Below are 20,282 nucleotides of genomic sequence, written 5' to 3'. Positions count from 1 at the left end.
CAAAGACAGCCAGGCCCGGAGCTGGGCATGGTTCCAAGGTCACAATGAAGGTCCACGAGAGTCCGGAATCAACTAACTTATTGGTAAGTTTACATCTTTAAACATTGTGTCAATACTGACACAATCGGCGTGTTGCGTTTGCCCGGCCTCAATTCTATTTATAATTCAAGTACAGCAACGGGCTGGTCGCCAGCGGATCGAGCGGCCTCTCCAGGGAGGTTGACCCATCTGCGGGCATGAAACTTCGGCCTCGTTCGACTATAAGTTTCGTTGAACATATTCGTGATTGATCGAGGATCGCTTGTCCGAAACCCATATCCTCATCGTCGAAGATGACCCGGATATCAGCGCACCTTTGGCTGGTTTCCTGCGCGAAAAAGGCTTTTTGACCTCGGCATGCGTGGATACCAAGACGGCGCGCGAGATTCTCGCGGCCAATCAGATCGATCTCATCCTCCTCGACTTGATGCTGCCCGGCGAGGACGGCCTGACATTTTGCCGACAGCTGCCCTCCACCAATCGGCCGCGCATCATCATGCTGACCGCGCTCTCCGAAACTATAGACAAGGTCATCGGGCTCGAACTGGGGGCCGACGACTATGTCTCCAAACCCTTCGACCTGCGTGAACTGCTGGCCCGCATCCGGGCGGTTCTTCGCCGCGAGACGGGCACAGACGGCATCCCCGCCCGGCCAAGCTCGGAAATGCTGCTGCAATTTTCCGGCTTCGCCTTCTATCCGCATCGCCGGTTTCTTCGCGCGCCGTCCGGACTTCGGGTGCCGCTGACAGGCGCCGAGACCGATCTGCTGCTGATATTCTGCCAGAAAGCGCAGCAGCTCCTCTCCCGCCAGGAGTTGATCAACCTCACCCGTGGCGACGATTTCGCCATATCCGCCAGATCCATAGATCTGCTGGTCAGCCGGCTGCGGCGAAAACTGTCCGTCGACGACCGGCTGACGGACCCGATCCGCACGGTTCGCGCCGACGGCTACGTCTTTCAGGCCGAAGTCACCAGCGGATGATCCAGCGTTTCTTCACAACCACGATCGGACAGATCCTCGCGATTATCGCGAGCTCTTCCGCCGTCAGTTTTCTGCTGATTCTCCTAACTCTGTCTTTCATGCACTCCGGCGCGTCACCTTCGCTACCTTGGCCATGGCAGGTCACCGTTCGCGTCGTAAGCCTCGTCGACAGCCTGAGGACCGCCCCGGACGAGCAGCGGGCCGCGGTGGTGGCCGCATCAAGGCGACCCGACATGGAAATTGCACTTACACATACGCCAATTGCCTGCGACGGGTACTCTGCGGATGCACGCAATCTGGAAACGTTACTGCGATCAGAACTCCCGGACATTTCCACGCGGACAACAGTCCACGAATGCAGCTCCTTTGACGGTCTCGATAGCATCCAGGTTCTCATTGGTGTCGGGGAGCTAACGCTCGATATCCGTACCGACAAACCCGTCTATTCCCGTTGGCTGACTCCACCGATCATATCGATGATGCTCTTCCTCTGCGTAGCGGTGACGGGCATGTCGACTTGGGCGGCATGGAGGGTCATAAGACCGCTGGAGCGCCTTTCCGCAAAGGCAGATGCCTTTGGTCGCGAGATCAATGTGACGCCGCTGGAAGAGGAAGGGCCGGTCGAGGTCAGGCGCGCAGCACGAGCTTTCAACCTGATGCAGGAGCGCGTCAGCCGCTCCATGAGCGACCGGACGCGGACGCTGGCGGCCATAAGCCACGATCTCAGAACACCCTTGACGCGCATGCGCCTGCAGCTGCAAGCCGAGCAATCGGAGCTGAAACGCGCCAATCTCTTGCGCGACGTGGACTTGATGCAGTCCATGGTGACTTCGGCGCTCGCCTTCCTGAGCGGCAGTTTCCATGGCGAGGAAAAGGAGTGGCTGGATCTTGGCGCGCTCCTGTCGACGCTCAGCGACGAATACGAGGACAGAGGCGCAAATGTCGCATATGACGGCCCGCAGCATATGCGCTTCTTCTGCAGGCCGAATGCGATCAACAGAGCGCTGACCAATCTCGTCGACAATGCGATCCATTATGGCGATATCGTCAATATCGTCGCGTCCGAGACGAGTGACGCCATCATCATCGACGTGATGGATGACGGCCCCGGCATCCCCAGCGACAAGGTACAGGAGGTCATCGAGCCCTTCGTTCGCCTCGACCCTTCCCGCTCCAACCGTCCCGGAAGCGTTGGTCTCGGCCTCTCCATCGTAAAGGAAGTCGTCACTGCACACTTCGGCACGCTCGAGCTGATCCAAAGACCACCGAAGGGCCTCATTGCCAGGATCAGTTTCGCAAACCAGCACTGAGGCGCCCCGCGCCAAACCGCGCCGTACATCGGATTGCGGCTCTCGCAAGTCCGGCCGCAGGCAAGGGCAATTCAACTCATCTCGGGCTTCTCAAGGAAACGCAAGGCCGTGTCTCTGGCCGGACGCCAAACTCGAGCATCATCCGAAACTGCGGCCAGCACCCATTCTACTCGAGCTCTCGCACCTGCCGACACCGATGTCCGTCACGAGCGAATGCAGGGAGCCTCGTGACGGCACCCTGCAGAGCACGCGCTCAGAAGCATGAGGAGGCGCGAAGGGACGTCAGTTCCTCGGCGCAAGCGCCTCCCCGGAGAAGACCTGCCTGTCGTCGGGTAGCATCAGCAGCAGCATCGAGGCGGCCACCATCAGGAAGCCGGCAACCGAGAGGCCGACGGCAAGGGCGATGCGATAAGCTTCGAGAACGGCGGCTTGTATGGTCGGCGGCAACTCCCTGATCTGCTCCACGTTGGCGACGATCATGGCGTGCGGATTCATGGCCAGACCGATTGTCGCAAAATCCTGCGTCAGCCACGCAACCATCATTCCGCCCGCCAGCGTCGCGCCCAAAGAGCCGGCAAGCGAGCGGACGTAGGATATCGCCGCAGTGCTCGTCCCGATATTGGCGTCTCCCACCGAGTTCTGCACGACGACCGTCATGCAGGGGGCGAACATTCCCATGCCCAGGCCGAGGCAGATCAATGCCAGGGAGAGTGCGACGCCGTTAGCCCCAATGGCGATGAATACGGAGAGGGATATCAGTGCGACGGCTTCCAGAAATACGCCCAGCAGAACGAAGGGTTTGAAGAGGGCGAAGCGAGACGACAGATAGCCACTGGCAATGGCTCCGATCGCCATTGCGGCAGCTTGCTGCATCAGCATGATCTCGGTTTGACGAGGATCTTGCACAAGCACTATCTCGAAGTAACGCGGCAGGAAGACCAAGGCTCCAAGCATCGAAAACGTCGTGACGCCCGTTACCGCAACCGCAACCGAGAATGCACGGCGGCGAAAGAGATTGAGATCGAGCATCGGCTGTGCCGTATAGCTTTGCTGCAGCAGAAACAGCATCCCGATCACCGCCACAAAGCCGACGATCGCCACCGTCATCGGCGAGGTCCAGGCAATGAACGAGCCGATATTGGCGAGCAGGAGCAACAGTGCCGTGCTTCCCGCGGAAAACAGCAACGCGCCGGCAATATCGAACCTTTGGCTGAGGCGGCGCGGTACGGAACGCAATCCCGTGAGGATGAGCGCGAGCGACAATGTACCCAAGGGCAAATTCGCGTAGAATATCCATTGCCAGGACAGATGCGCCGTCACAAATGCACCGATGGTCGGTCCGGCCGCACTGGACAGCATGAAGGCGCCAACCAATATCCCCTGATACTTGCCGCGTTCCCGCGGCGATGCCAGATCGGCGATCGCGATCTGCGAGAGTATCAATAGGCCGCCCCCTCCAAGCCCTTGCAGGGCACGCGCCAATATAATCTGCGTTTCAGACATCGCCAGCGAGCAGAACAGGGAGGCGGCCAGAAAGATCGCGAAGCTCGCGGCAAACACGCGCCTGCATCCATATATGTCGCTAAGCTTGCCGTAGAGCGGCGTGGCCGTGGTCATGGCGATCATATATGCGGTGATAGCCCAGCCGATGTATTGCGACGCATCGAACTCCATGGCCATTTGCAGCAGCGCACTATTGACGATATTCATATCGAGAGCGCCGAGAACCGTCGCAATCACGGCTCCACTACAAACAATTCCCAAGCTGTTGAACCCGACATCCACCGGGCGATAAGGCTTGATATGACTGAATGTATGATTGTCCATCTTAGACCATGTACCCGTCGGAACAACGATATTTAAATATTACCCCTATCAGTTCCGCTGGATTCCATGTGTTAAGTAATATTATTTCTTATTTCGGATCTATACTTAGGCCTATAATTCTCGGTGCGTGAGTTGATCGCGGCAGCTTTCCATTGTCGCGTGTGCCGATCCGTTTGATCCAATATGGAAGCCGGCCGGCCCGACGCATATCCCGATCTTGATCGCCGCTGCAGCAAGCCGTTCAAAACCAAGTGCTTTTGTCAATTTCCTCTGCTACAGTCCGTCGGGCAGGGACTGCTGAGACGTGGCCGGACGACGGGTAAAGCCTCTTGGTGCCGATTGATGTCGGAGCTCGCGCGATGGCCGTTACGGTGTGACATACGTTTCGAAAATCGGAGTGGGAGGCGACTGGATGTGGCGCGTGGTTCGTGTTCTGATTGGCATCGTGATCCTCGCTGGACTTGGTGTCCTCCTATGGTTTGCCACAAGGCCACCGCCGCTCATCGTGCAAGGTGAGGTATCCGCCAACCGCGTCGACATCAGCCCTCGTGTTTCGGGCCGTGTTGCGAAATTGAACGCCGATGTCGGCGACAACGTTGAGCGTGGTACCGTGATCGCCGAGCTGGAAAGCCCGCAGCTGACGGCCGCTCTTCACATGTCCGAGGCAGCACTTGCCGTCGCGCAGGCCGATCTCGTCAGGGTCAACAGCACCAGACCGGAAACGATCGCAGCACGCCAGGCCGAGCTGGCTGCGGCGGACGCGGATGTCACGCTCTATCAGGAAGACTCCGGCCGCCAGGCAAGGCTGATTACGACAGGGGCGTCGACGCAATCGCGCGTCGACGAAACGACCCGCAACCTCGAGGCCGCCATCCGCAAGCGTGAGTCCGCCCAGGCCAATCTCCAGCTTGCCGTCGTGGGTGCGAGCAAGGAAGAAAAGGCCTTGGCGGCGACACAGGTGGAGCAGGCGAAGGCTTCGCTCAACCAGCAGCAGACCGACGTTCACGAATTGACCATCGTCGCGCCGATTTCAGGGCAGGTCACCACGCGTGTCGCCGAACTCGGCGAGAATTTTTCGGCAGGGGCGCCGATCTTCTCGCTGATCGACCTGCAGAATCCGTGGTTCACCTTCAATCTTCGCGAGGATCTGCTGAAGGGTTTGAAGGTCGGCGACACCTTCGACGTCACCGTACCCGCGCTCGGCGACAAGACGATCGCGGTCAAAGTGACTGTTATCAATGCCCAGGGGCAATATGCGACCTGGCGTGCGACACGGGCGACCGGGGACTTCGATCTTCGCACTTTCGAGGTGCGGGCGAACCCCGTCCAACCGGTGCAGGGCCTGCGTCCGGGCATGAGCGCCATTGCGTCCTGGCCGCCGGCGGGGCGTTGACATGATCGGGAAAGGGCGGTTGCGCCCCGGCTTCCTGACAGTCTTTAGAAGGGAGTTCGATCGTCTCTGGCGCCGGCCCTTCCTGCTGTTCCTCACCACCATCCTGCCTCTGTTGCTGATGGGAGTGCTGGCCGCAGTCTTCAGCGCCGGCCTTGCCACGCGCCTGCCGATCGCCGTGCTCGATCTCGACAATACCGATCTTTCGCGGACGATCATCCGCACGGTGGATGCCACGCCGGATACGGCTGTCGTCCGCAATGTCAGCGATCTCGCGGAAGGCAGGCGGCTCATCTTGTCCGGTGAGGTGCACGGCCTGCTGATGCTGCCGATCCATCTTGAGCGCGATGTCCTTTCCGGCCGCCGCCCCGAGGTCGTCTTTTTCTACAACACCCAGACGATGACGACAGGCAATCTAACGCTGCGCGGCGTTAGCGCCGCTGTTCCCTCCGTTGCAGCCGGCATTCGCCTGGCGCTCAGAACGGCCGAGGGCCAACCCGTCGACGCCGCGCAAGAGGCGCTGGCGCCGATACCCGTCCAGGTCAATCCGCTCTTCAACCCGACGCTCAACTATGCGCATTTCCTGCTCGCCGCCCTGCTGCCGAGCGTATTGCAAGTCATTATCGTCACGACGATGGCCTATACGATCGGGCTCGATGTCGAAACGGTGCATCGCCTGCGTCTGCTGCGCCGCCTGGGCGGGGGATTGTGGCCGGCGATGGCCGGCAAGATTCTCCCCTATACACTACTGTTCCTGGTGGTGCTGGGCATAGCCGACTGGGTTCTTTTCGGCTTCCTGGACATGCCGCTACGCGGTGATCGTTATCTGCTCGTGCTGGCTGGCATCCTCTTCATCCTCGCCAACCAGTTCATCGGCGTGCTGCTGGCTTTGCTGCTTCGGCCGATGGCGAGCGCCATCAGCATCGGAACGCTCCTGATGGCGCCAGCCTTCGGCTTCATGGGCATCGGCTTTCCGCGCATCGGCATGAATGCCTTTGCCTATTATTGGGGGCAGATCATCCCCGGCACATGGTATCTGATGGCGCGCATCGACCAGACCATCCGCGGCACGCCGATCGATCTCTCGTGGAAGCCGATCGCCGTTCTGCTTTTCATGGTGCTTCTGCTTGCGAGCCTGACGGCATTGCGACTGGAGATGATCCGGGCACGACGGCAGCGTCGCATGGAACAAGCGGCAGCAACCGGGAGGGTAGCGGGATGAGGTCCATTTTCACGGTCTGCCGCATCGAGCTTGGCCGCATTCTCTCCCTGAAGCCGGCCTTTTCGGTATTGATCGTCGCCACCATCATCTATGCCGCCCTCTATCCCCAACCCTACCGCACGGAAGCCCTGCGCCACGTACCGATTGCCGTCGTCGATCTCGACGGCACCGACAGCAGCCGTGAACTCGCCCGACGCGTCGATGCGTCGGCGGATGTCGCGGTTGCGGCCGTCCTTCCGGATCAGGCAAGCGCCGAGCGCGAGGTCCATGCCCGCAATCTCTTCGGTATTCTCGTCATTCCGCAATATTTCGAGCGCGATCTGCTGCATAATCGACAGTCGCCCGTCGCACTTTATGCCGATGCCAGCTATTTCCTGATCTATCAACGCATATCCGGCGGCGTGACCGCAGTTGCGAAGACCATGGGGGCGGAGGTCGAAACCGCAAGGCTGATTGCCGTGAACGTCGATCCGAGAATTGCCGCCGCAGCCTCGGACCCCATGCCCTTGACGGCCGTGCCACTCTTCAATCCGCAGGGCGGATATGCGACCTATATTCTGCCGGCTGCCTTCGTTCTCATCATGCAGCAGACATTGCTGATCGGCGTCGGACTGCTCGGAACCTATCGAAACGATGCGCTCAGAACCGGGCCTGCGGCTTCAATCGGGCCTATTTCGGTCGTTGCCGGAAAGCTGCTTGCCTATCTGATCCTCGAAGCCGTTGTCGTACCTTTCTACCTGATCGTCATTCCCTATCTCTACGATATTCCCCGTCTCGGCACGCCACTTTCGATCTTCATTTTCGCGCTCCCCTTCGTGCTTGCCGTCGGCGCTCTCGGAATGGTGATCGCCAGTCTCTTCCGCAATCCGCTGACGGTGCAGCTCGTATCGGCCGCGCTGGGCATACCTTTCCTCTTCCTCGCCGGCTTCTCCTGGCCGACGGAGGCAATGCCGCCCTTCCTGCATGCCATCGCAACGGTATTGCCGAGTACGTCGGCGATCAACGGCATCGTTGCCGTCTCGCAGCTCGGCGCTCCCCTTCCCTATGTTCGCCAGCCGTTTCTGACGCTATGGGTGCTGGCAGCCGTCTACACGGCGATCGCCATTCTGTTGGAGAGCGGCAGCCGGCGGCGGCTGGCCGCCAAGGCCTAGGAGAATTCCTTCGCTGCCGCGCCCAGAGTATTAAATCCTCCGGCAGGAATTGCCGGGCACGAATTTTGGCGTCAGCACGAAATCCTGTGGGGGTTCGACCGCCCCTTGTGGGCTGGCGATGCGGTGCATGAGGCGGCGCGCGATGATACCGCCGAGCGCCAGCGTATCCTGAACCACCATGGTGATGCGCGGTGTGATGACCGAGCTCCACTGCACATTGTCGATCATGGCGAGCGAGATGTCTTCGGGACAGCGGAAACCCAGCTCCTGCATGGCCTGCAGCGCCGAAAGCGCCACGGTGTTGTTGGCGCCGAGGATCGCGGTCGGGCGCTCGGGCTGAATCAGCAGGCGCATCGCTGCCTCGTAGCCAGCTGTGCGTGTGAACTGGCCGTCGACGATGAAGTTCGGGTTCACCTCGACGCCGGCATTGGCCATGGTCTCGGCAAAGCCGCGATATCTCTCGGTCGCCGTGTGCATATGGCTCGGGCCGGTGATGAAGGCGATGCGCCGATGGCCGAGCTGCAGCAGATGCTCGGTCAGCATCGCGCCAGCGAGGTAATTGTCCGAGCCTACGAAATCACGCTCGATGCCGGCGACCTTCTGGTCGAAACAGACGATCGGCACGTTCAGGCCAGCGATGAAGTCGAGATAATCCTGGTCGTAGCCTGAGGGCGCAAGCGCCAGGCCGGCTGTCTTCAGACCGATCAGATGCTCGACCATCGCCCTCTCGCGATCCGTCTTGCCCGAGGAATCCGTGACGACGACGAAGTGCTGGTGGTCGAGCGCATAATTTTCCAGCTCACGCCGGATATCGCCGAAAAACGGGTTGCCGACATTGCCGACGACAAAGCCGATCATGCGGCTGCGGCCGCGCGCCAGGCTTTGCGCAAGCGGATCAGCAACGAAGCCGACCGCGGCGATCGCCTGACGAATTTTCTCCAGCGTCTTCTGGCTGACCCGCGCCGGATTGCTCAGAGCCAGCGACACCGTCGAGACGGAGACGTCAGCGAGTTTGGCGACATCGCGAATTGTGGCCATGATTTTATCGAACCGTTTCTATCGCCTTTGGCTTTCCACTCGAAGATGATTTCCTCAATGAATCGCTGTCACAAATCTAACATTTGTCGGCAATGAAGCAATATGCGGAAATAGATTTCAACAGCGTGCTTGACATATGGGGCAAGTGGATCAATGATTAAATCGAACCGGTTCGATAGAACCTCAACACTTGGGAGGATAGTGTGAGCGACGCAGCGATCAGTGGCGGCCAGAATGTGGCCGATGGCAAGACATGGTTTGGACACGACCGCTTCGGCATGTTCATCCACTTCGGACTTTACGCTCTCGGCGCACGCCACGAATGGCTGAAGAACCGCGAGGAATTCACCACCGAGGCCTATCAGAAGTATTTCGACAACTTCGATCCCGATCTCTATGACGCCCGCGAATGGGCACGCCGCGCTCGCGAGGCCGGCATGAAATATGTCGTCCTCACCGCCAAGCACCATGAAGGCTTCTGCCTTTGGGACAGCAAGGTCACCGACTACAAGGTCACCAACACGCCCTATGGCAAGGATCTGATCGGCCCTTATGTCGAAGCGCTTCGTGCCGAAGGATTGAAGGTCGGCTTCTACTATTCCCTGCTCGACTGGCATCACCCCGATTTCCCGATCGACGCGCATCATCCGCAACGCAATCATCCCGATGCCGCCAAGCTTAACGAGGGTCGCGACGTCAAGCGCTATGCCAAGTACATGCGCGACCAGGTGACCGAACTCCTGACGAACTTCGGCAAGATCGACGTGATCTGGTTCGATTTCAGCTATCCGCGCCGCGTCTACAAGGGCTTGCCCGGCAAGGGTCGCGCCGATTGGGAGAGTGAAGACCTGATCAAACTAGTGCGCCAGCTGCAGCCCGATATCATCATCGGCGATCGTCTCGACCTGCCGCGCGACGCGGACCACATGCCCGACTTGGTGACGCCGGAACAATACACGCCCCGCGTCGCTCCGACCGTCGCCGGATTGCCGGTGCGCTGGGAAGCCTGCCATACCTTCAGCGGTTCCTGGGGCTATTACCGCGACGAGACAACCTGGAAAGATGCCGGCCAGCTGATCAACATGCTGATCGACACGGTTTCGCTCGGCGGCAATCTGCTGATGAATGTCGGCCCGACCGGTCGTGGCACCTTCGACGCCCGCGCCATCAAGGCACTCGACACCTATGGCGAATGGATGCGGCTGAATGGTCGTGCGATCTACGGCGCCGGCCCTTCCACCCATAAGGCGCCAAGCGGCTGCCGCTTCACACAGAAGGGCAACCGGCTCTATCTGCATGTCCAAACCTGGCCGTTCCGGCACATCCACATCGAAGGGCTGGGCCGCAAGGTCAAATATGCGCAGTTCCTGCACGATGCCAGCGAGTTGCACTGGCTCGATCCGGATGCCGACGTCGATTCCAATATCGGCGTCGCCGTCGGCGAAGGCATCCTGACACTCGAACTGCCGGTTCTGAAGCCTGACGTCGTCACCCCGGTCATCGAGCTGATCCTCAAGGACTGAAGGAGATCGTGGAATCCAGCCTCCCGGTATCATCATGAGCCGAGAAACCGAACTCATTGCCGCGATGACGCCCTTGATCGCCGACCTGGCCGAGGACGGCAATGGCGCCGTCGCGCTCGCCGGCTCGCGCGGCAAGGGACGGTCGGATGCACAATCGGATTTCGATTTCCGGGTCTATGCCGATGCCTATCGCGGGCCGGAGGTTCGCGAGACCGCAGCGTGGCGGCAGTTCGATGCCGCGCTGCGGAGCTGGCAGGCCGAGGGCATCCGCATGGATGGCGTCTGGATGCGCCGTTATACCGGCGTGCAGCGCGATCTGGACTCCTGGCTTGCCGGCATCGTCGTGCCGAAGAGCTTCGAATGGACGATCTGGGGCTATCACTTGCCAACGGATCTTGCCAGCCAGCAGATCATCGCCGACCCGCGTGGCTTGCTTGCCGGCTGGAAGCAGCAGCTGGCGCAATACCCGGAAGCGCTGAGGGCCTCGGTCCTCAGCCAGTATATGGAGATCCTGCGCTACTGGGCCGAGGATTACCACTACGAGAGCAAGGTCGTTCGCCGCGATCTCGTCTTTCTCGTCGGGCTGACGGGCAAACTTGCCAACGCCATCCTGCAGGCGGTGTTCGCCTTTAACCGGGTCTATTTTCCGGGCGATGGCTGGAACCTGCCCATGGCGGCCGAACTGGAGCGGCTACCGCCCGACTTCCTGCAGCGGATGACCGCCATCCTGGAGCCGGGACAGGGCCCAGATAACTGGCGGCGTCAGCGAACGGAGCTGATCGGCCTGATCGCCGACCTGGAGGTCATGATCGCGGCCTGAATCGGCCGCAAGACCAAGCCGGAGGGGAGCGTCCGGATAGTGATCAACGTCACTGCAACCAAAGTCATTAAGGAGGAGGAACAATAATGAAACATTCGTTGATATTTGCCGCCGCCCTTGCGGCGAGTTCGCTATACGGCATCGGCGCCAAGGCAGAAGATGCCCCCGTGACCCTGACCTGGCAGATGTGGGGTCAGCCGAACGACGCCGAGCTCTGGCAGCAGCTGGCCGATCTCGTCAACAAGCAATATCCGAATATCACGGTCAAGCTGCAGCTTTCGGGCTGGACGGATTACTGGACGCGCTTGCCGGTTCTGGCGGCATCGGGACAGGTCGCCGACATCGTCTCGATGCAGTCGATGCGCGTGCCGAATTTCTACTCTATCCTGACGCCTCTCGACGATTACGTGAAAAGCAGCGACGTGAAGGTGGCGGACTTCGAGACGTCGATCATGTCCGGACTTTCCCGCGACGGCAAACTCTACGCGCTGCCCTATGATGTCGGCCCCTGGATGGTCTTCTACAATCGCGACAAGTTCGCCGCCGCCGGCTTGAAGGAGCCCGCCAAGGACTGGACGTTCGACGATTTCAAGGCCGACGCCAAGGCACTGACGAAGGACGGAACCTATGGCTATGGCACCCAGGCCTTCGATTTCATCGCCGGCCCCGTCGCGCTCGGCGCTGACTATTTCAACGCCGACAATGAATTCGACCTTACCAATGCCGGCTTTGTCGATGCCTTCAGCAAGTACGCCGATCTCACCGCCAAGGACAAACTCTCACCGGTCTTTGCCTCGGCAGCCGATGCCTCTGCCGCAAGCGGCCGCTTCGCCTCAGGCAATGTCGCCATGTATATCGACGGTCCCTGGTCGCTCATTACCGGGCAGGCCAATGTCAATTTCAAGATCGGCATTGCACCGCTGCCGCGCGGCGCCGGCCCGTCGCGCTTCATCACTGCCGGCTCCGGCTGGGGCATTTCCGCCGCCAGCCAGCACAAGGACGCCGCCTTCAAGGCGCTGCAGGTCCTGACCGGCCCGAAGGCCGCGGAAATTCTCGGTTCGGCCGGGCGCGCGCTGCCGGCCCGGCTTGCACAGCAAACCGCCTGGTATGATGGGGCAGCAAAGAATGTCGCCGGCACGCGCGACACGCTGGAATACATGTTCGCCCATACCACGCCGTTCCGCATCAACGAGAAATGGAACCAGTTCGAAAATCTGGTGATGCAGTATGTGCCGCTGGCGCTGACGGGAGATTCGAAACCCCAAGGCGTATTGAGCGACATTCAGAGCCAGCTTCCGTAATCCGGGCACCTGGCCGGCCTGCGGTCGGGCCATCGGCTCGATCGCAGCGCCCCTGCCGAGAAGGAGAGGCCCATGATGCTGGGCAAACACACCGACATGATTGCAAGACCAAGGCCGCGCTCGCGCAGATGGTTCAGAGGCGAGGGATGGACAGCCCTGTTCTTCCTGCTGCCGGGCCTGATCGGCATCGTGCTGTTCCTCGTCCTGCCGATCCTCGCCTCGATCGCGCTCAGCTTCACCAACTGGCAGTTGCTCGGCACACCGCGTTTCGTCGGCCTCTCCAACTATGTGCGCCTGTTCACGACCGACCCTCAATTCTGGACGGTCATGCGCAACACCATCTTCTTCACGGTCGAATATCTGGTGCTCAATATCGTCATCTCGCTGGGGTTGGCGACCTGGATTTCGAGCCTGAAGATCGGCCAGCGCTGGTTCCGGGTGATCTTCTTCCTTCCGACGTTTACCCCGCTCATCGCCGTCGCCATGGTCTGGATGCTGATCTTCACGAGCGGCGGCCTGTTCGACAGCCTGACGGCGGCGCTGTCGCTGCCCCTCGCCGGCGTTCTGAACGATCGTACGCTCGCCATGCAGGCCGTCGTGCTGACATCGATCTGGGCCGGCGTCGGCTACAATACGGTTCTCTTCAACGCCGCGCTCGACATGGTGCCGGCAACCTATCTCGAAGCCGCACGCATCGACGGCGCCACGGCCTGGGACCGGTTCTGGAAAATTCGCCTGCCGCTGATCTCGCCGACACTATTCTTCGGCACCGTCATGACGGCGATCACCTCGCTGCAGGTTTTCGACCAGATTTTCGTCATGACCAAGGGTGGCCCGGGATCGTCGACGGCAACGCTCGGCTACGCCATCTACCAACGCGGCTTTCAGAACTTCCAGATGGGCTATGCCTCCGCTATCGCCTGGGTGATGTTTGCGCTGATCATGGTGCTAACTGCCCTGCAATTCTGGTTCCAGCGCAAATGGGTGCATTATGACGCTTAAATCCGAGGCCAGAGCGCGCCGGAAGCTGGTGCTCGATATCGTCAACCACACAGCGCTTGCGCTTGTCGCTCTTGCCTTCCTCTTTCCCTTCTTCTGGATGGTGTCGAACGCGGTGCGCTCGAATGCCGAGGTAACGGCAATACCCCCGCATATCCTGCCGGAGGTCTTCGAATGGGGTAACTTTGCCGCCGCCTGGACCCAATTGCCTTTCGGCCGCTTCTTCCTCAACAGCGCCATCATCGCCATTTGCGTCACGGCGATCACGGTCGTCGTCTCCTGCCTGTCCGGCTATGCCTTTGCGCGGCTGAAATTCAGGGGCCGAGAAACGCTGCTGCTCGGCTATATCGGCACGCTGATGGTACCGCCGCTGATGCTGATCATTCCGCTGTTTCTAATCGTCAACAAGCTGGGTCTGGTCAACACCTTCCCCGGCGTGATCCTGCCAATCTCCTTCGGTACCTTTGGCGCCTTCCTGATGCGACAGTTCTTTCTCTCCATCCCCATGGAGCTTGAGGAAGCGGCAAGAATTGACGGCGCCTCGCGCCTGCGCATCCTCGTCAGCATCATCGTGCCGCTCTCCATGCCGGCGATCGGGCTTCTGTCGCTCTTCACCTTCATCGGGCAGTGGAACAATTTCCTCTGGCCGCTGATCGTCATGACCGGTGCCGACAATGCCACCCTGCCCGTCGGCCTCACCATGTTCCAGACGCAGCAGGGCACGCAGTGGAACTACCTGATGGCAGGCGCCACGCTTTCCATGCTTCCGGGCATCCTCCTCGCGATCATCCTGCAGAAGCTCATCTACAACAGCATCGCCCTTAACGCGGGCATGGGCGGGCGCTGAAGCGCCGCCCAACATTCTTGGGAGCAAATTCATGGCGAAACTGACCATTCGAAACGCCATCAAACGCTACGGTGCGCTCGAAGTGCTGCATGGCGTCTCCGTCACCGCACAAGACGGCGAGTTCATGGTGCTCGTGGGACCCTCGGGCTGCGGCAAATCCACCTTGCTGCGGATGATCGCCGGGCTAGAAGGCATCAGCGGTGGCGAGATCGAAATCGGCGACCGAACCGTCAACGATCTCGAACCGAACGAGCGGAACATCGCCATGGTGTTCCAGTCCTATGCGCTCTATCCGCACATGACGGTGCGCGACAACATGGCTTTCTCGCTGAAACTCGCGCGCCGCAGCAAACACGAAATCGAGAAGAAGGTGAACGATGCCGCCGCGATCCTCGATCTCGCCACTCTCCTCGATCGCTACCCCCGGCAATTGTCGGGTGGACAGCGCCAGCGCGTGGCGATGGGCCGCGCCATCGTTCGCAACCCCGCCGTCTTCCTCTTCGATGAACCGCTGTCCAATCTGGATGCAAAACTCCGTGTCCAGATGCGCACCGAGATAAAGACGCTGCATCAGCGGCTCGGCACCACCATGGTCTATGTGACGCACGACCAGATGGAGGCCATGACGATGGCCGACCGCATCGTCGTCATGCGTGGCGGCCATATCGAGCAGATCGGCTCGCCGCTTGAAATCTACGATGCGCCGGCCAACAGTTTTGTTGCCGGCTTTATCGGCTCGCCATCGATGAACTTCATAGACGGTACCGTCACCGATCGAAACGGGGCTCTGGGACTGGAGGACGCGGAAAACCTGCATTGGCCGCTGCCGGAGAGCGCCCGCCGCCATCTCAGCCGATCCGTCCAGCTCGGCATCCGCCCGGAACATATCGCCATTGACACCGCCGGCGTGCAGGCCAAGGTCATCATCATCGAGCCGACGGGCTCAGACACGCATCTGCAATTGCAGGCCGGCGCGCAATCGATCGTCGCAGCCGTAAGAGATCGCCCCTCTGTGTCTCCAGGCCAGCCGATTCAACTGAGGATCGATCCGTCGAAGGCACATCTGTTCGATCCATCGAACGGCCAGCGCCTGCATTGACTGTATAGCCTTTACTCTCCGGGTTACTGCCGCAGATAAAATCGTCTGTCGGCACGGCTTTTGGGTTTCAAAACCTAGCCATGGGCCGAAGTCCGGCCTAAAGACAGGGCACGTTTCGAACAGCCTGGAGAGAAAGCCGATGAGCCAAGAAGGTCAAAAGACGATCGCCACCTGGTATGTCGACCCTGATGCGGAAGATAGGATGGCGGATGGCCATGCGCCGATCTGGAGGCATCTGATCGAACTGATCGTCGAGCGCGATCTGTCCGCCAAGAGCGTCGTCGACTTCGGCTGCAATCAGGGCGGCCTGCTGCGGCACCTCTATGCCATCAGGCCGTTCCGTAAGGCTCTCGGCATCGACATCGCCGAACAGTCGATCGCCAAGGCCGAAGCCTTCAAGGGCAACCTGCCGGTCCAGCATGCAGTGGGCGGTACGCTCGACGGCTGGGTCGAGGAATTCGATCTCGCGATCAGCCACGAAGTCATCTACCTCGTCGAGGATATCCACGCGCACGCAGCGGATATCTGGAAGGCATTAAGGCCCGGCGGCGTCTATTATGCCGTCACCGGCTGCCATACGGACAACCCGCTTTGGCCGAAGTGGCGCGATCTCGTCGCCAAGCGCACGAATACCGTCGTCCAGGATCGTTCGATTTCCGACTACGGCCGCGCCTTCGCCAAGGCAGGCTTCGCGGTCTCCGGCCGCAAGCTTGAATATGACGGATTCATCCCCTTCGTCGAGGATGGCTGGACGCCTGACTTCGCTGATGCACTCGACTACTATACCCAGACCAAGATCGTCTTCCGGCTCGTCAAACCCCTCAATGGCTGAGCCGCTTAAGCTCGACATCGAAATGCGGCGGTGCGTCCGGGCTTACCTGCACGAACCGCCCTTTCACCCGGAAAGTCCTCTCGATCAGTCCGCTTTCGGCGAGCGCCCTCGGCTCACCGTCGAAGCGCAGCTCGCCCTTTTCCAGCAATGAGATGCGATCGCTGACGGCAATCGCCTGATTGATATCGTGGATTGCCATGATGATGGTGACGCCCCTCTCGCGGCTCAGGCGATGAACCAGATCCAGCACCTCGACCTGATAGCCGATATCGAGGAACGAGGTCGGCTCATCGAGCAGCAATATGCCGGCTTCCTGCGCAAGTGCCGCTGAGATCCAGGCCCGCTGCCGCTCGCCGCCGGAAAGCTCCTGCAGGGTGCGGTCGGCAAGGCTCGAAAGTCCGGTGCTCTCAAGCGCCCATTCGATCGCCTCTTCATCCCTACGATCGTAGCTGCGGAAAAGCCCGACATGGGCGAAGCGGCCCTGCCGCACCAGCTGCGCGATCGTCATCTCGTCCGGTGCCGAGGGCTGCTGCGGCAGGAAGGCGAGTTTCTTGGCAATCGCGCGCCGCGACATGGTTGCAACCGAGACATCCTCGATCGTCACCTTCCCCTCGGCTGGGGCAATCAGGCCGGCAAGCGCCTGCAGGGCCGTGCTCTTGCCCGAGCCGTTCGGGCCGATGAGCGTCCGGATCTCGCCCTTCTGCATGGCAAGCCCGAAGCCGCTCAGCGCCTTGCGACGACCATAGAAAACGGAGAGTTGCGAACAGGACAGCGGCATGGCGATCTCACGGAATTTTTCTCAAGAGGACAAGTAACACGGGCACGCCGACAATCGCGGTGACGACCCCGATCGGCACTTCCTCCGCCTGCCCGGCGAGGCGGCCGATCAGATCGCCGAGCGTAACGAAGATGGCGCCAAGGACGACTGTGAGAGGCAGAACCAAGGGGAAATGCCGGCCGGCGAGAAAACGCGCCAGATGCGGGACGACAAGCCCGACGAAAACAATCGGGCCGACGGCACCGACGGCACTTGCCGCAAGGGCGCAAGAAACTAGGAGGACAACGGAAAACTGCCGGCGATAGGCAAGGCCGAACGAACGGGCGACCTGCGCATCGAATTGCAGCATGACCACGGGCCGATAGATCACCGGTAGGACGAGGAGGCCTGCGATCGTGAACGGCAGGAGAAACAGCGCATGGTCCCAGGTGCGTGCGTAAAGGCTACCGGAAAGCCACTCGAGAATGATCTCGATGCGCGCCGATCCCCAGCCGGCAATGAGGCCGACCGCAAGCGCATGCAGGACCGCACCGATGGCAACACCGCAGAGCGTGATCCGCAGCGGGCTGAGCTCGAGCCGAAAGGCGAGCAGATAGATGATGCCGCCGGCGATCATTCCGCCGGCAAGACCTGCGACCGGAAGCCAGGCGATCGGCAGTTCCGCCACCGTATTCTCGCCGGGATTGAAGATGTAGACGGTGAAGAGCAGGAACAGCGTGACGGTCAGCGTCGCGCCCTGCGACACACCCATCAATGAGGGATCGGCAAGCGGGTTTCGCGTGATCGTCTGCAGGAGCAGGCCGGCTATGCCGAACTGAATGCCGGCAAGAATACCGGTGACGATGCGCGGCAACCGAATATCGAGAATGATCGATTGCGCCTCGGGCGAGCCCTTGCCGCTGAAAACCGCCAGCACATCGGCAACAGGCAGATCGACAACGCCTAAGAATATCGAGGCAATCAGTGAGAGAAGCGCAATGACGATGACGATCGGCAGCATGCCTCTTCGCGGCAAATAGGTGGCGGGGGCATCCATTATCATAGGCCATGCCCCCGAAATTGCAGGCGACCGCGCTGGATGAGGTAGATGAAGACAGGGCCGCCGATCAGTGCCGTGATGATGCCGACGGGAAGTTCCTTCGGAATGGCGATCGTGCGGGCGATGAGATCTGCGACCGTCACGATCAGAGCTCCGATAGCGGCAGAAAGCGCGATTTCAGAGGCCGCACCGCGCGGCTTCAGCAAGCGGGCGATATGAGGCGCCGCCAACCCGACGAAGGCGACCGGCCCCGCAACAGGTGCGACACCGGCGACGGGACAGACGCCGAGCACGAGCAGCACAGGCTTCCAAAGATTGAGCTGCACGCCCATGCCTGCGGCAGCATGATCGCTGAGCGCAAACATGCCGATCACGCGATGGAGCGCCAAGGCACCCGCAACCCCGACGACGACCCAGGGGAGCATATAGGTGAGATGCGACCAGGACCGCCCTTGAAAGCCGCCGGAGAGCCAGAACAGGAGCGACGTCGATTGTGGCCCGGTCAGAAGCAGCACGTAGATCGTGATCGCGCCGAGAAACAGCGAGATGCTGACGCCAGCAAGCGCCAGATGCAGCGGCCGCCCCTGCCCACCCTTCGAGACCCAGAAGGTGACGGCAGCGGCCGCAAGGCCACCCGCAAGGCCAACGAAGGGATAATAGGTGGACGAAAGCCAGGGAAGGAAAACGAAACAGCAGACGATCGGCGTGACAGCGCCGGCGGTGACGCCGGTAATTCCGGGGTCGGCGAGCGGATTTCGCGTCAATGTCTGCAGGAGATAGCCGGAGACGGCAAGTCCGGCGCCAGCAACGGCTGCAGCAAGGCTTCGCGGCAGGCGCAGTGTCCAAACGAGGATCGAATTGATCTTGCCGTCCGGCGCAAAGAGAGCCCGGCCGGCGTCCGCAATCGTCAGGACCTTCGCGCCGGGCAGCAAACCGATGAAGACGATCAGAAGGGTCGCAGCGACGAGGACTGTGATCATCGCCAGCGACTTGCGCGCATTCATCGTGGCCACGGCCCGAAGCACTTTTTACTTCTGGATATCGGCAGGAATGATCTTGGCGGCTTCCGCCCTTACATCGACGGCGGGGAAAGCATCCGGATACAGATAATGCGCGGCTTCGCGCAGCACAATTTCGCGCGCGATCGGACCATTGGTCTCGACCCACTGATCCCCAACGTAGAAGACCCGCTTGTTCTTGACGGCGGTCAGTTCCTGCCAGATCGGGTTGTTCTCATGCGGGCGATCCGGGCCGGAGTCGTAGATGAACAGGACTTCGGGGTCTTTCTCCAGCATGGTCTCCAGGCTCAGATCGATGCCGAAGGGGCCACCGGGCGTTTTCGGTCCGGCGATATTGTCGCCGCCAATCGCGGCAACGATCGAGGCTGAGGTGTTTTCCGTATGGAAGGCGAAGGGTGTCTCGCCGCCCCACATGATCGCAAAGCGCGGATGCACGTTCTTCGGGGCCTTGGCGGCGATCTCATCGAGATGCTTGTGGAAATCGGCATTCAGCTGCAAACCGCGTTCGGGCTTGCCGAGGATCTTCGAGAATTCGGCGATTTCCTTATCGCTCTCCGTCAGAAGCTCCATGTTGTAGGCGAGATAGGGCGCAATCTTTTCGAGCTGCGGCGCGTTGCCGACCGTATAGCGACGGATGGCGACGATGAGATCGGGCTTGGCTTGCGACAGCAGTTCCAGATTAGGCTTGGCGCGCTGGCCGATCTGCGCCATCTGCGCGGTCAGGCCGAGGAGAAAATCCGGCTGCCGGCCCGCCGTCATATAGGTGCTCGCGACCGGCTTGATGCCAAGAGCGAGGGCGACGTCGTCGGCAAAATAAGAGATGGCGGCGATCCGCTTCGGCTGTACGGGCACATTGACCTTGACGCCACGATCATCCGTCACGGAGAGGGTCTTTGCATCTTCCGCTGCGGCAGAACCGGCAGCCAGCAACGCGATCAGGCCGAACATTGAAGCGATTTTAATTGCACCATTCGCCATCACGAGATCCTCCATCAGATGCGCGAGATGGCTTTAGTCAATAAACAGGAGTTTTGCAATCCAGTTTCACCTCGACTTTTGCGGGTGC

The 20,282-nt window shown here is 60.6% G+C and carries 18 protein-coding genes; 12 read left to right on the top strand and 6 right to left on the bottom strand.

Translation table 11 applies throughout. The features are described 5' to 3' along the window. Positions 1-301: 301 nt before the first annotated feature. Both BJ928_RS08265 and BJ928_RS08260 read left to right on the top strand, forming a co-directional pair. Positions 302-1,021 carry a response regulator transcription factor gene (locus tag BJ928_RS08265; protein WP_047635533.1) on the top strand — a complete coding sequence of 240 codons (720 nt, stop codon included), beginning with the start codon at positions 302-304 and terminating at the stop codon, positions 1,019-1,021. 233 nt (positions 1,022-1,254) lie between these two features. Further along, positions 1,255-2,331, top strand: a complete 1,077-nt coding sequence (locus BJ928_RS08260) for an ATP-binding protein (protein WP_245432256.1) — start codon at positions 1,255-1,257, stop codon at positions 2,329-2,331. A 282-nt stretch (positions 2,332-2,613) separates the two neighbouring features. Here the strand turns inward: BJ928_RS08260 and BJ928_RS08255 are convergent, their stop codons facing one another. Continuing rightward, positions 2,614-4,158: an MFS transporter gene (locus BJ928_RS08255; RefSeq protein WP_082011976.1), complete on the bottom strand. Its 1,545-nt coding sequence runs from the start codon at positions 4,156-4,158 to the stop codon at positions 2,614-2,616. A gap of 412 nt (positions 4,159-4,570) precedes the next feature. Between BJ928_RS08255 and BJ928_RS08250 the strand changes: the two genes are divergently transcribed. Genes BJ928_RS08250 through BJ928_RS08240 form a run of 3 tightly spaced genes read left to right on the top strand, consistent with a single transcriptional unit; the run spans position 4,571 to position 7,921 of the window. Further along, positions 4,571-5,551 (top strand): HlyD family secretion protein, encoded by a 981-nt coding sequence (locus tag BJ928_RS08250; RefSeq protein ID WP_047635459.1) that lies wholly within the window; start codon positions 4,571-4,573, stop codon positions 5,549-5,551. A 1-nt stretch (position 5,552) separates the two neighbouring features. Continuing rightward, the gene (locus tag BJ928_RS08245) at positions 5,553-6,770 is read left to right on the top strand and encodes an ABC transporter permease (protein WP_047635458.1); all 1,218 of its coding nucleotides are present in this window, start codon (positions 5,553-5,555) and stop codon (positions 6,768-6,770) included. Next, positions 6,767-7,921, top strand: coding sequence for an ABC transporter permease (locus BJ928_RS08240; RefSeq protein WP_047635456.1), 1,155 nt, complete (start codon positions 6,767-6,769; stop codon positions 7,919-7,921). The genes BJ928_RS08245 and BJ928_RS08240 overlap by 4 nt, the downstream gene beginning before the upstream one ends. A 30-nt stretch (positions 7,922-7,951) precedes the next feature. On the opposite strand, the gene BJ928_RS08235 is transcribed toward BJ928_RS08240, so the two are convergent. Next, positions 7,952-8,959: a LacI family DNA-binding transcriptional regulator gene (locus tag BJ928_RS08235; RefSeq protein ID WP_047635454.1), complete on the bottom strand. Its 1,008-nt coding sequence runs from the start codon at positions 8,957-8,959 to the stop codon at positions 7,952-7,954. A gap of 218 nt (positions 8,960-9,177) precedes the next feature. Here BJ928_RS08235 and BJ928_RS08230 point away from each other — a divergent pair, with 218 nt between their 5' ends. From BJ928_RS08230 to BJ928_RS08200, 7 genes are all read left to right on the top strand, one after another. Then, positions 9,178-10,482 (top strand): alpha-L-fucosidase, encoded by a 1,305-nt coding sequence (locus BJ928_RS08230; protein ID WP_281024123.1) that lies wholly within the window; start codon positions 9,178-9,180, stop codon positions 10,480-10,482. A 34-nt stretch (positions 10,483-10,516) separates the two neighbouring features. Then, positions 10,517-11,302, top strand: a complete 786-nt coding sequence (locus tag BJ928_RS08225) for a DUF4037 domain-containing protein (protein WP_047635452.1) — start codon at positions 10,517-10,519, stop codon at positions 11,300-11,302. Between the two features lie 86 nt (positions 11,303-11,388). Further along, on the top strand, positions 11,389-12,603 hold the full coding sequence (locus BJ928_RS08220; protein ID WP_047635451.1) for a sugar ABC transporter substrate-binding protein: 1,215 nt from the start codon (positions 11,389-11,391) through the stop codon (positions 12,601-12,603). A gap of 75 nt (positions 12,604-12,678) precedes the next feature. Beyond that, positions 12,679-13,605 carry a sugar ABC transporter permease gene (locus BJ928_RS08215; protein WP_047635530.1) on the top strand — a complete coding sequence of 309 codons (927 nt, stop codon included), beginning with the start codon at positions 12,679-12,681 and terminating at the stop codon, positions 13,603-13,605. Then, a complete protein-coding gene (locus tag BJ928_RS08210; protein WP_052227909.1) occupies positions 13,595-14,449 on the top strand; it encodes a carbohydrate ABC transporter permease in 855 nt (284 codons plus the stop codon). Before BJ928_RS08215 ends, BJ928_RS08210 begins: the two co-directional genes overlap by 11 nt. A gap of 31 nt (positions 14,450-14,480) precedes the next feature. Continuing rightward, entirely contained in the window at positions 14,481-15,548 is a 1,068-nt protein-coding gene (gene ugpC / locus BJ928_RS08205; RefSeq protein WP_047635449.1) for a sn-glycerol-3-phosphate ABC transporter ATP-binding protein UgpC, read from the top strand. A gap of 139 nt (positions 15,549-15,687) precedes the next feature. Next, positions 15,688-16,380: a class I SAM-dependent methyltransferase gene (locus tag BJ928_RS08200; RefSeq protein WP_047635447.1), complete on the top strand. Its 693-nt coding sequence runs from the start codon at positions 15,688-15,690 to the stop codon at positions 16,378-16,380. On the opposite strand, the gene BJ928_RS08195 is transcribed toward BJ928_RS08200, so the two are convergent. Genes BJ928_RS08195 through BJ928_RS08180 form a run of 4 tightly spaced genes read right to left on the bottom strand, consistent with a single transcriptional unit; the run spans position 16,370 to position 20,194 of the window. Next, positions 16,370-17,158, bottom strand: a complete 789-nt coding sequence (locus BJ928_RS08195) for an ABC transporter ATP-binding protein (RefSeq protein WP_047635446.1) — start codon at positions 17,156-17,158, stop codon at positions 16,370-16,372. The two genes, BJ928_RS08200 and BJ928_RS08195, sit on opposite strands and share 11 nt — an antisense overlap. A gap of 7 nt (positions 17,159-17,165) precedes the next feature. Further along, positions 17,166-18,194, bottom strand: coding sequence for an iron ABC transporter permease (locus BJ928_RS08190; RefSeq protein WP_245432273.1), 1,029 nt, complete (start codon positions 18,192-18,194; stop codon positions 17,166-17,168). A gap of 2 nt (positions 18,195-18,196) precedes the next feature. Then, positions 18,197-19,201 (bottom strand): iron ABC transporter permease, encoded by a 1,005-nt coding sequence (locus BJ928_RS08185; protein WP_047635445.1) that lies wholly within the window; start codon positions 19,199-19,201, stop codon positions 18,197-18,199. A 24-nt stretch (positions 19,202-19,225) separates the two neighbouring features. After that, positions 19,226-20,194, bottom strand: coding sequence for an ABC transporter substrate-binding protein (locus BJ928_RS08180; protein ID WP_047635444.1), 969 nt, complete (start codon positions 20,192-20,194; stop codon positions 19,226-19,228). Between the last annotated feature and the right edge of the window lie 88 nt (positions 20,195-20,282).

Origin of the sequence: Rhizobium sp. WW_1 (assembly GCF_003610155.1) — a bacterium.
GTDB classification, from domain to species: domain Bacteria; phylum Pseudomonadota; class Alphaproteobacteria; order Rhizobiales; family Rhizobiaceae; genus Rhizobium; species Rhizobium tropici_A.
This window is presented reverse-complemented; position numbering and strand designations above follow the sequence as displayed.

Coding starts and splice junctions, on each gene's coding strand:
- BJ928_RS08260 (WP_245432256.1), top strand. CDS start 1,255: ATGGAAATTGCACTTACACATACGCCAATTGCCTGCGACGGGTACTCT.
- BJ928_RS08255 (WP_082011976.1), bottom strand. CDS start 4,158: ATGGACAATCATACATTCAGTCATATCAAGCCTTATCGCCCGGTGGAT.
- BJ928_RS08250 (WP_047635459.1), top strand. CDS start 4,571: ATGTGGCGCGTGGTTCGTGTTCTGATTGGCATCGTGATCCTCGCTGGA.
- BJ928_RS08245 (WP_047635458.1), top strand. CDS start 5,553: ATGATCGGGAAAGGGCGGTTGCGCCCCGGCTTCCTGACAGTCTTTAGA.
- BJ928_RS08240 (WP_047635456.1), top strand. CDS start 6,767: ATGAGGTCCATTTTCACGGTCTGCCGCATCGAGCTTGGCCGCATTCTC.
- BJ928_RS08235 (WP_047635454.1), bottom strand. CDS start 8,959: ATGGCCACAATTCGCGATGTCGCCAAACTCGCTGACGTCTCCGTCTCG.
- BJ928_RS08225 (WP_047635452.1), top strand. CDS start 10,517: ATGAGCCGAGAAACCGAACTCATTGCCGCGATGACGCCCTTGATCGCC.
- BJ928_RS08220 (WP_047635451.1), top strand. CDS start 11,389: ATGAAACATTCGTTGATATTTGCCGCCGCCCTTGCGGCGAGTTCGCTA.
- BJ928_RS08215 (WP_047635530.1), top strand. CDS start 12,679: ATGCTGGGCAAACACACCGACATGATTGCAAGACCAAGGCCGCGCTCG.
- BJ928_RS08210 (WP_052227909.1), top strand. CDS start 13,595: ATGACGCTTAAATCCGAGGCCAGAGCGCGCCGGAAGCTGGTGCTCGAT.
- ugpC (WP_047635449.1), top strand. CDS start 14,481: ATGGCGAAACTGACCATTCGAAACGCCATCAAACGCTACGGTGCGCTC.
- BJ928_RS08200 (WP_047635447.1), top strand. CDS start 15,688: ATGAGCCAAGAAGGTCAAAAGACGATCGCCACCTGGTATGTCGACCCT.
- BJ928_RS08195 (WP_047635446.1), bottom strand. CDS start 17,158: ATGCCGCTGTCCTGTTCGCAACTCTCCGTTTTCTATGGTCGTCGCAAG.
- BJ928_RS08190 (WP_245432273.1), bottom strand. CDS start 18,194: ATGGATGCCCCCGCCACCTATTTGCCGCGAAGAGGCATGCTGCCGATC.
- BJ928_RS08185 (WP_047635445.1), bottom strand. CDS start 19,201: ATGAATGCGCGCAAGTCGCTGGCGATGATCACAGTCCTCGTCGCTGCG.
- BJ928_RS08180 (WP_047635444.1), bottom strand. CDS start 20,194: ATGGCGAATGGTGCAATTAAAATCGCTTCAATGTTCGGCCTGATCGCG.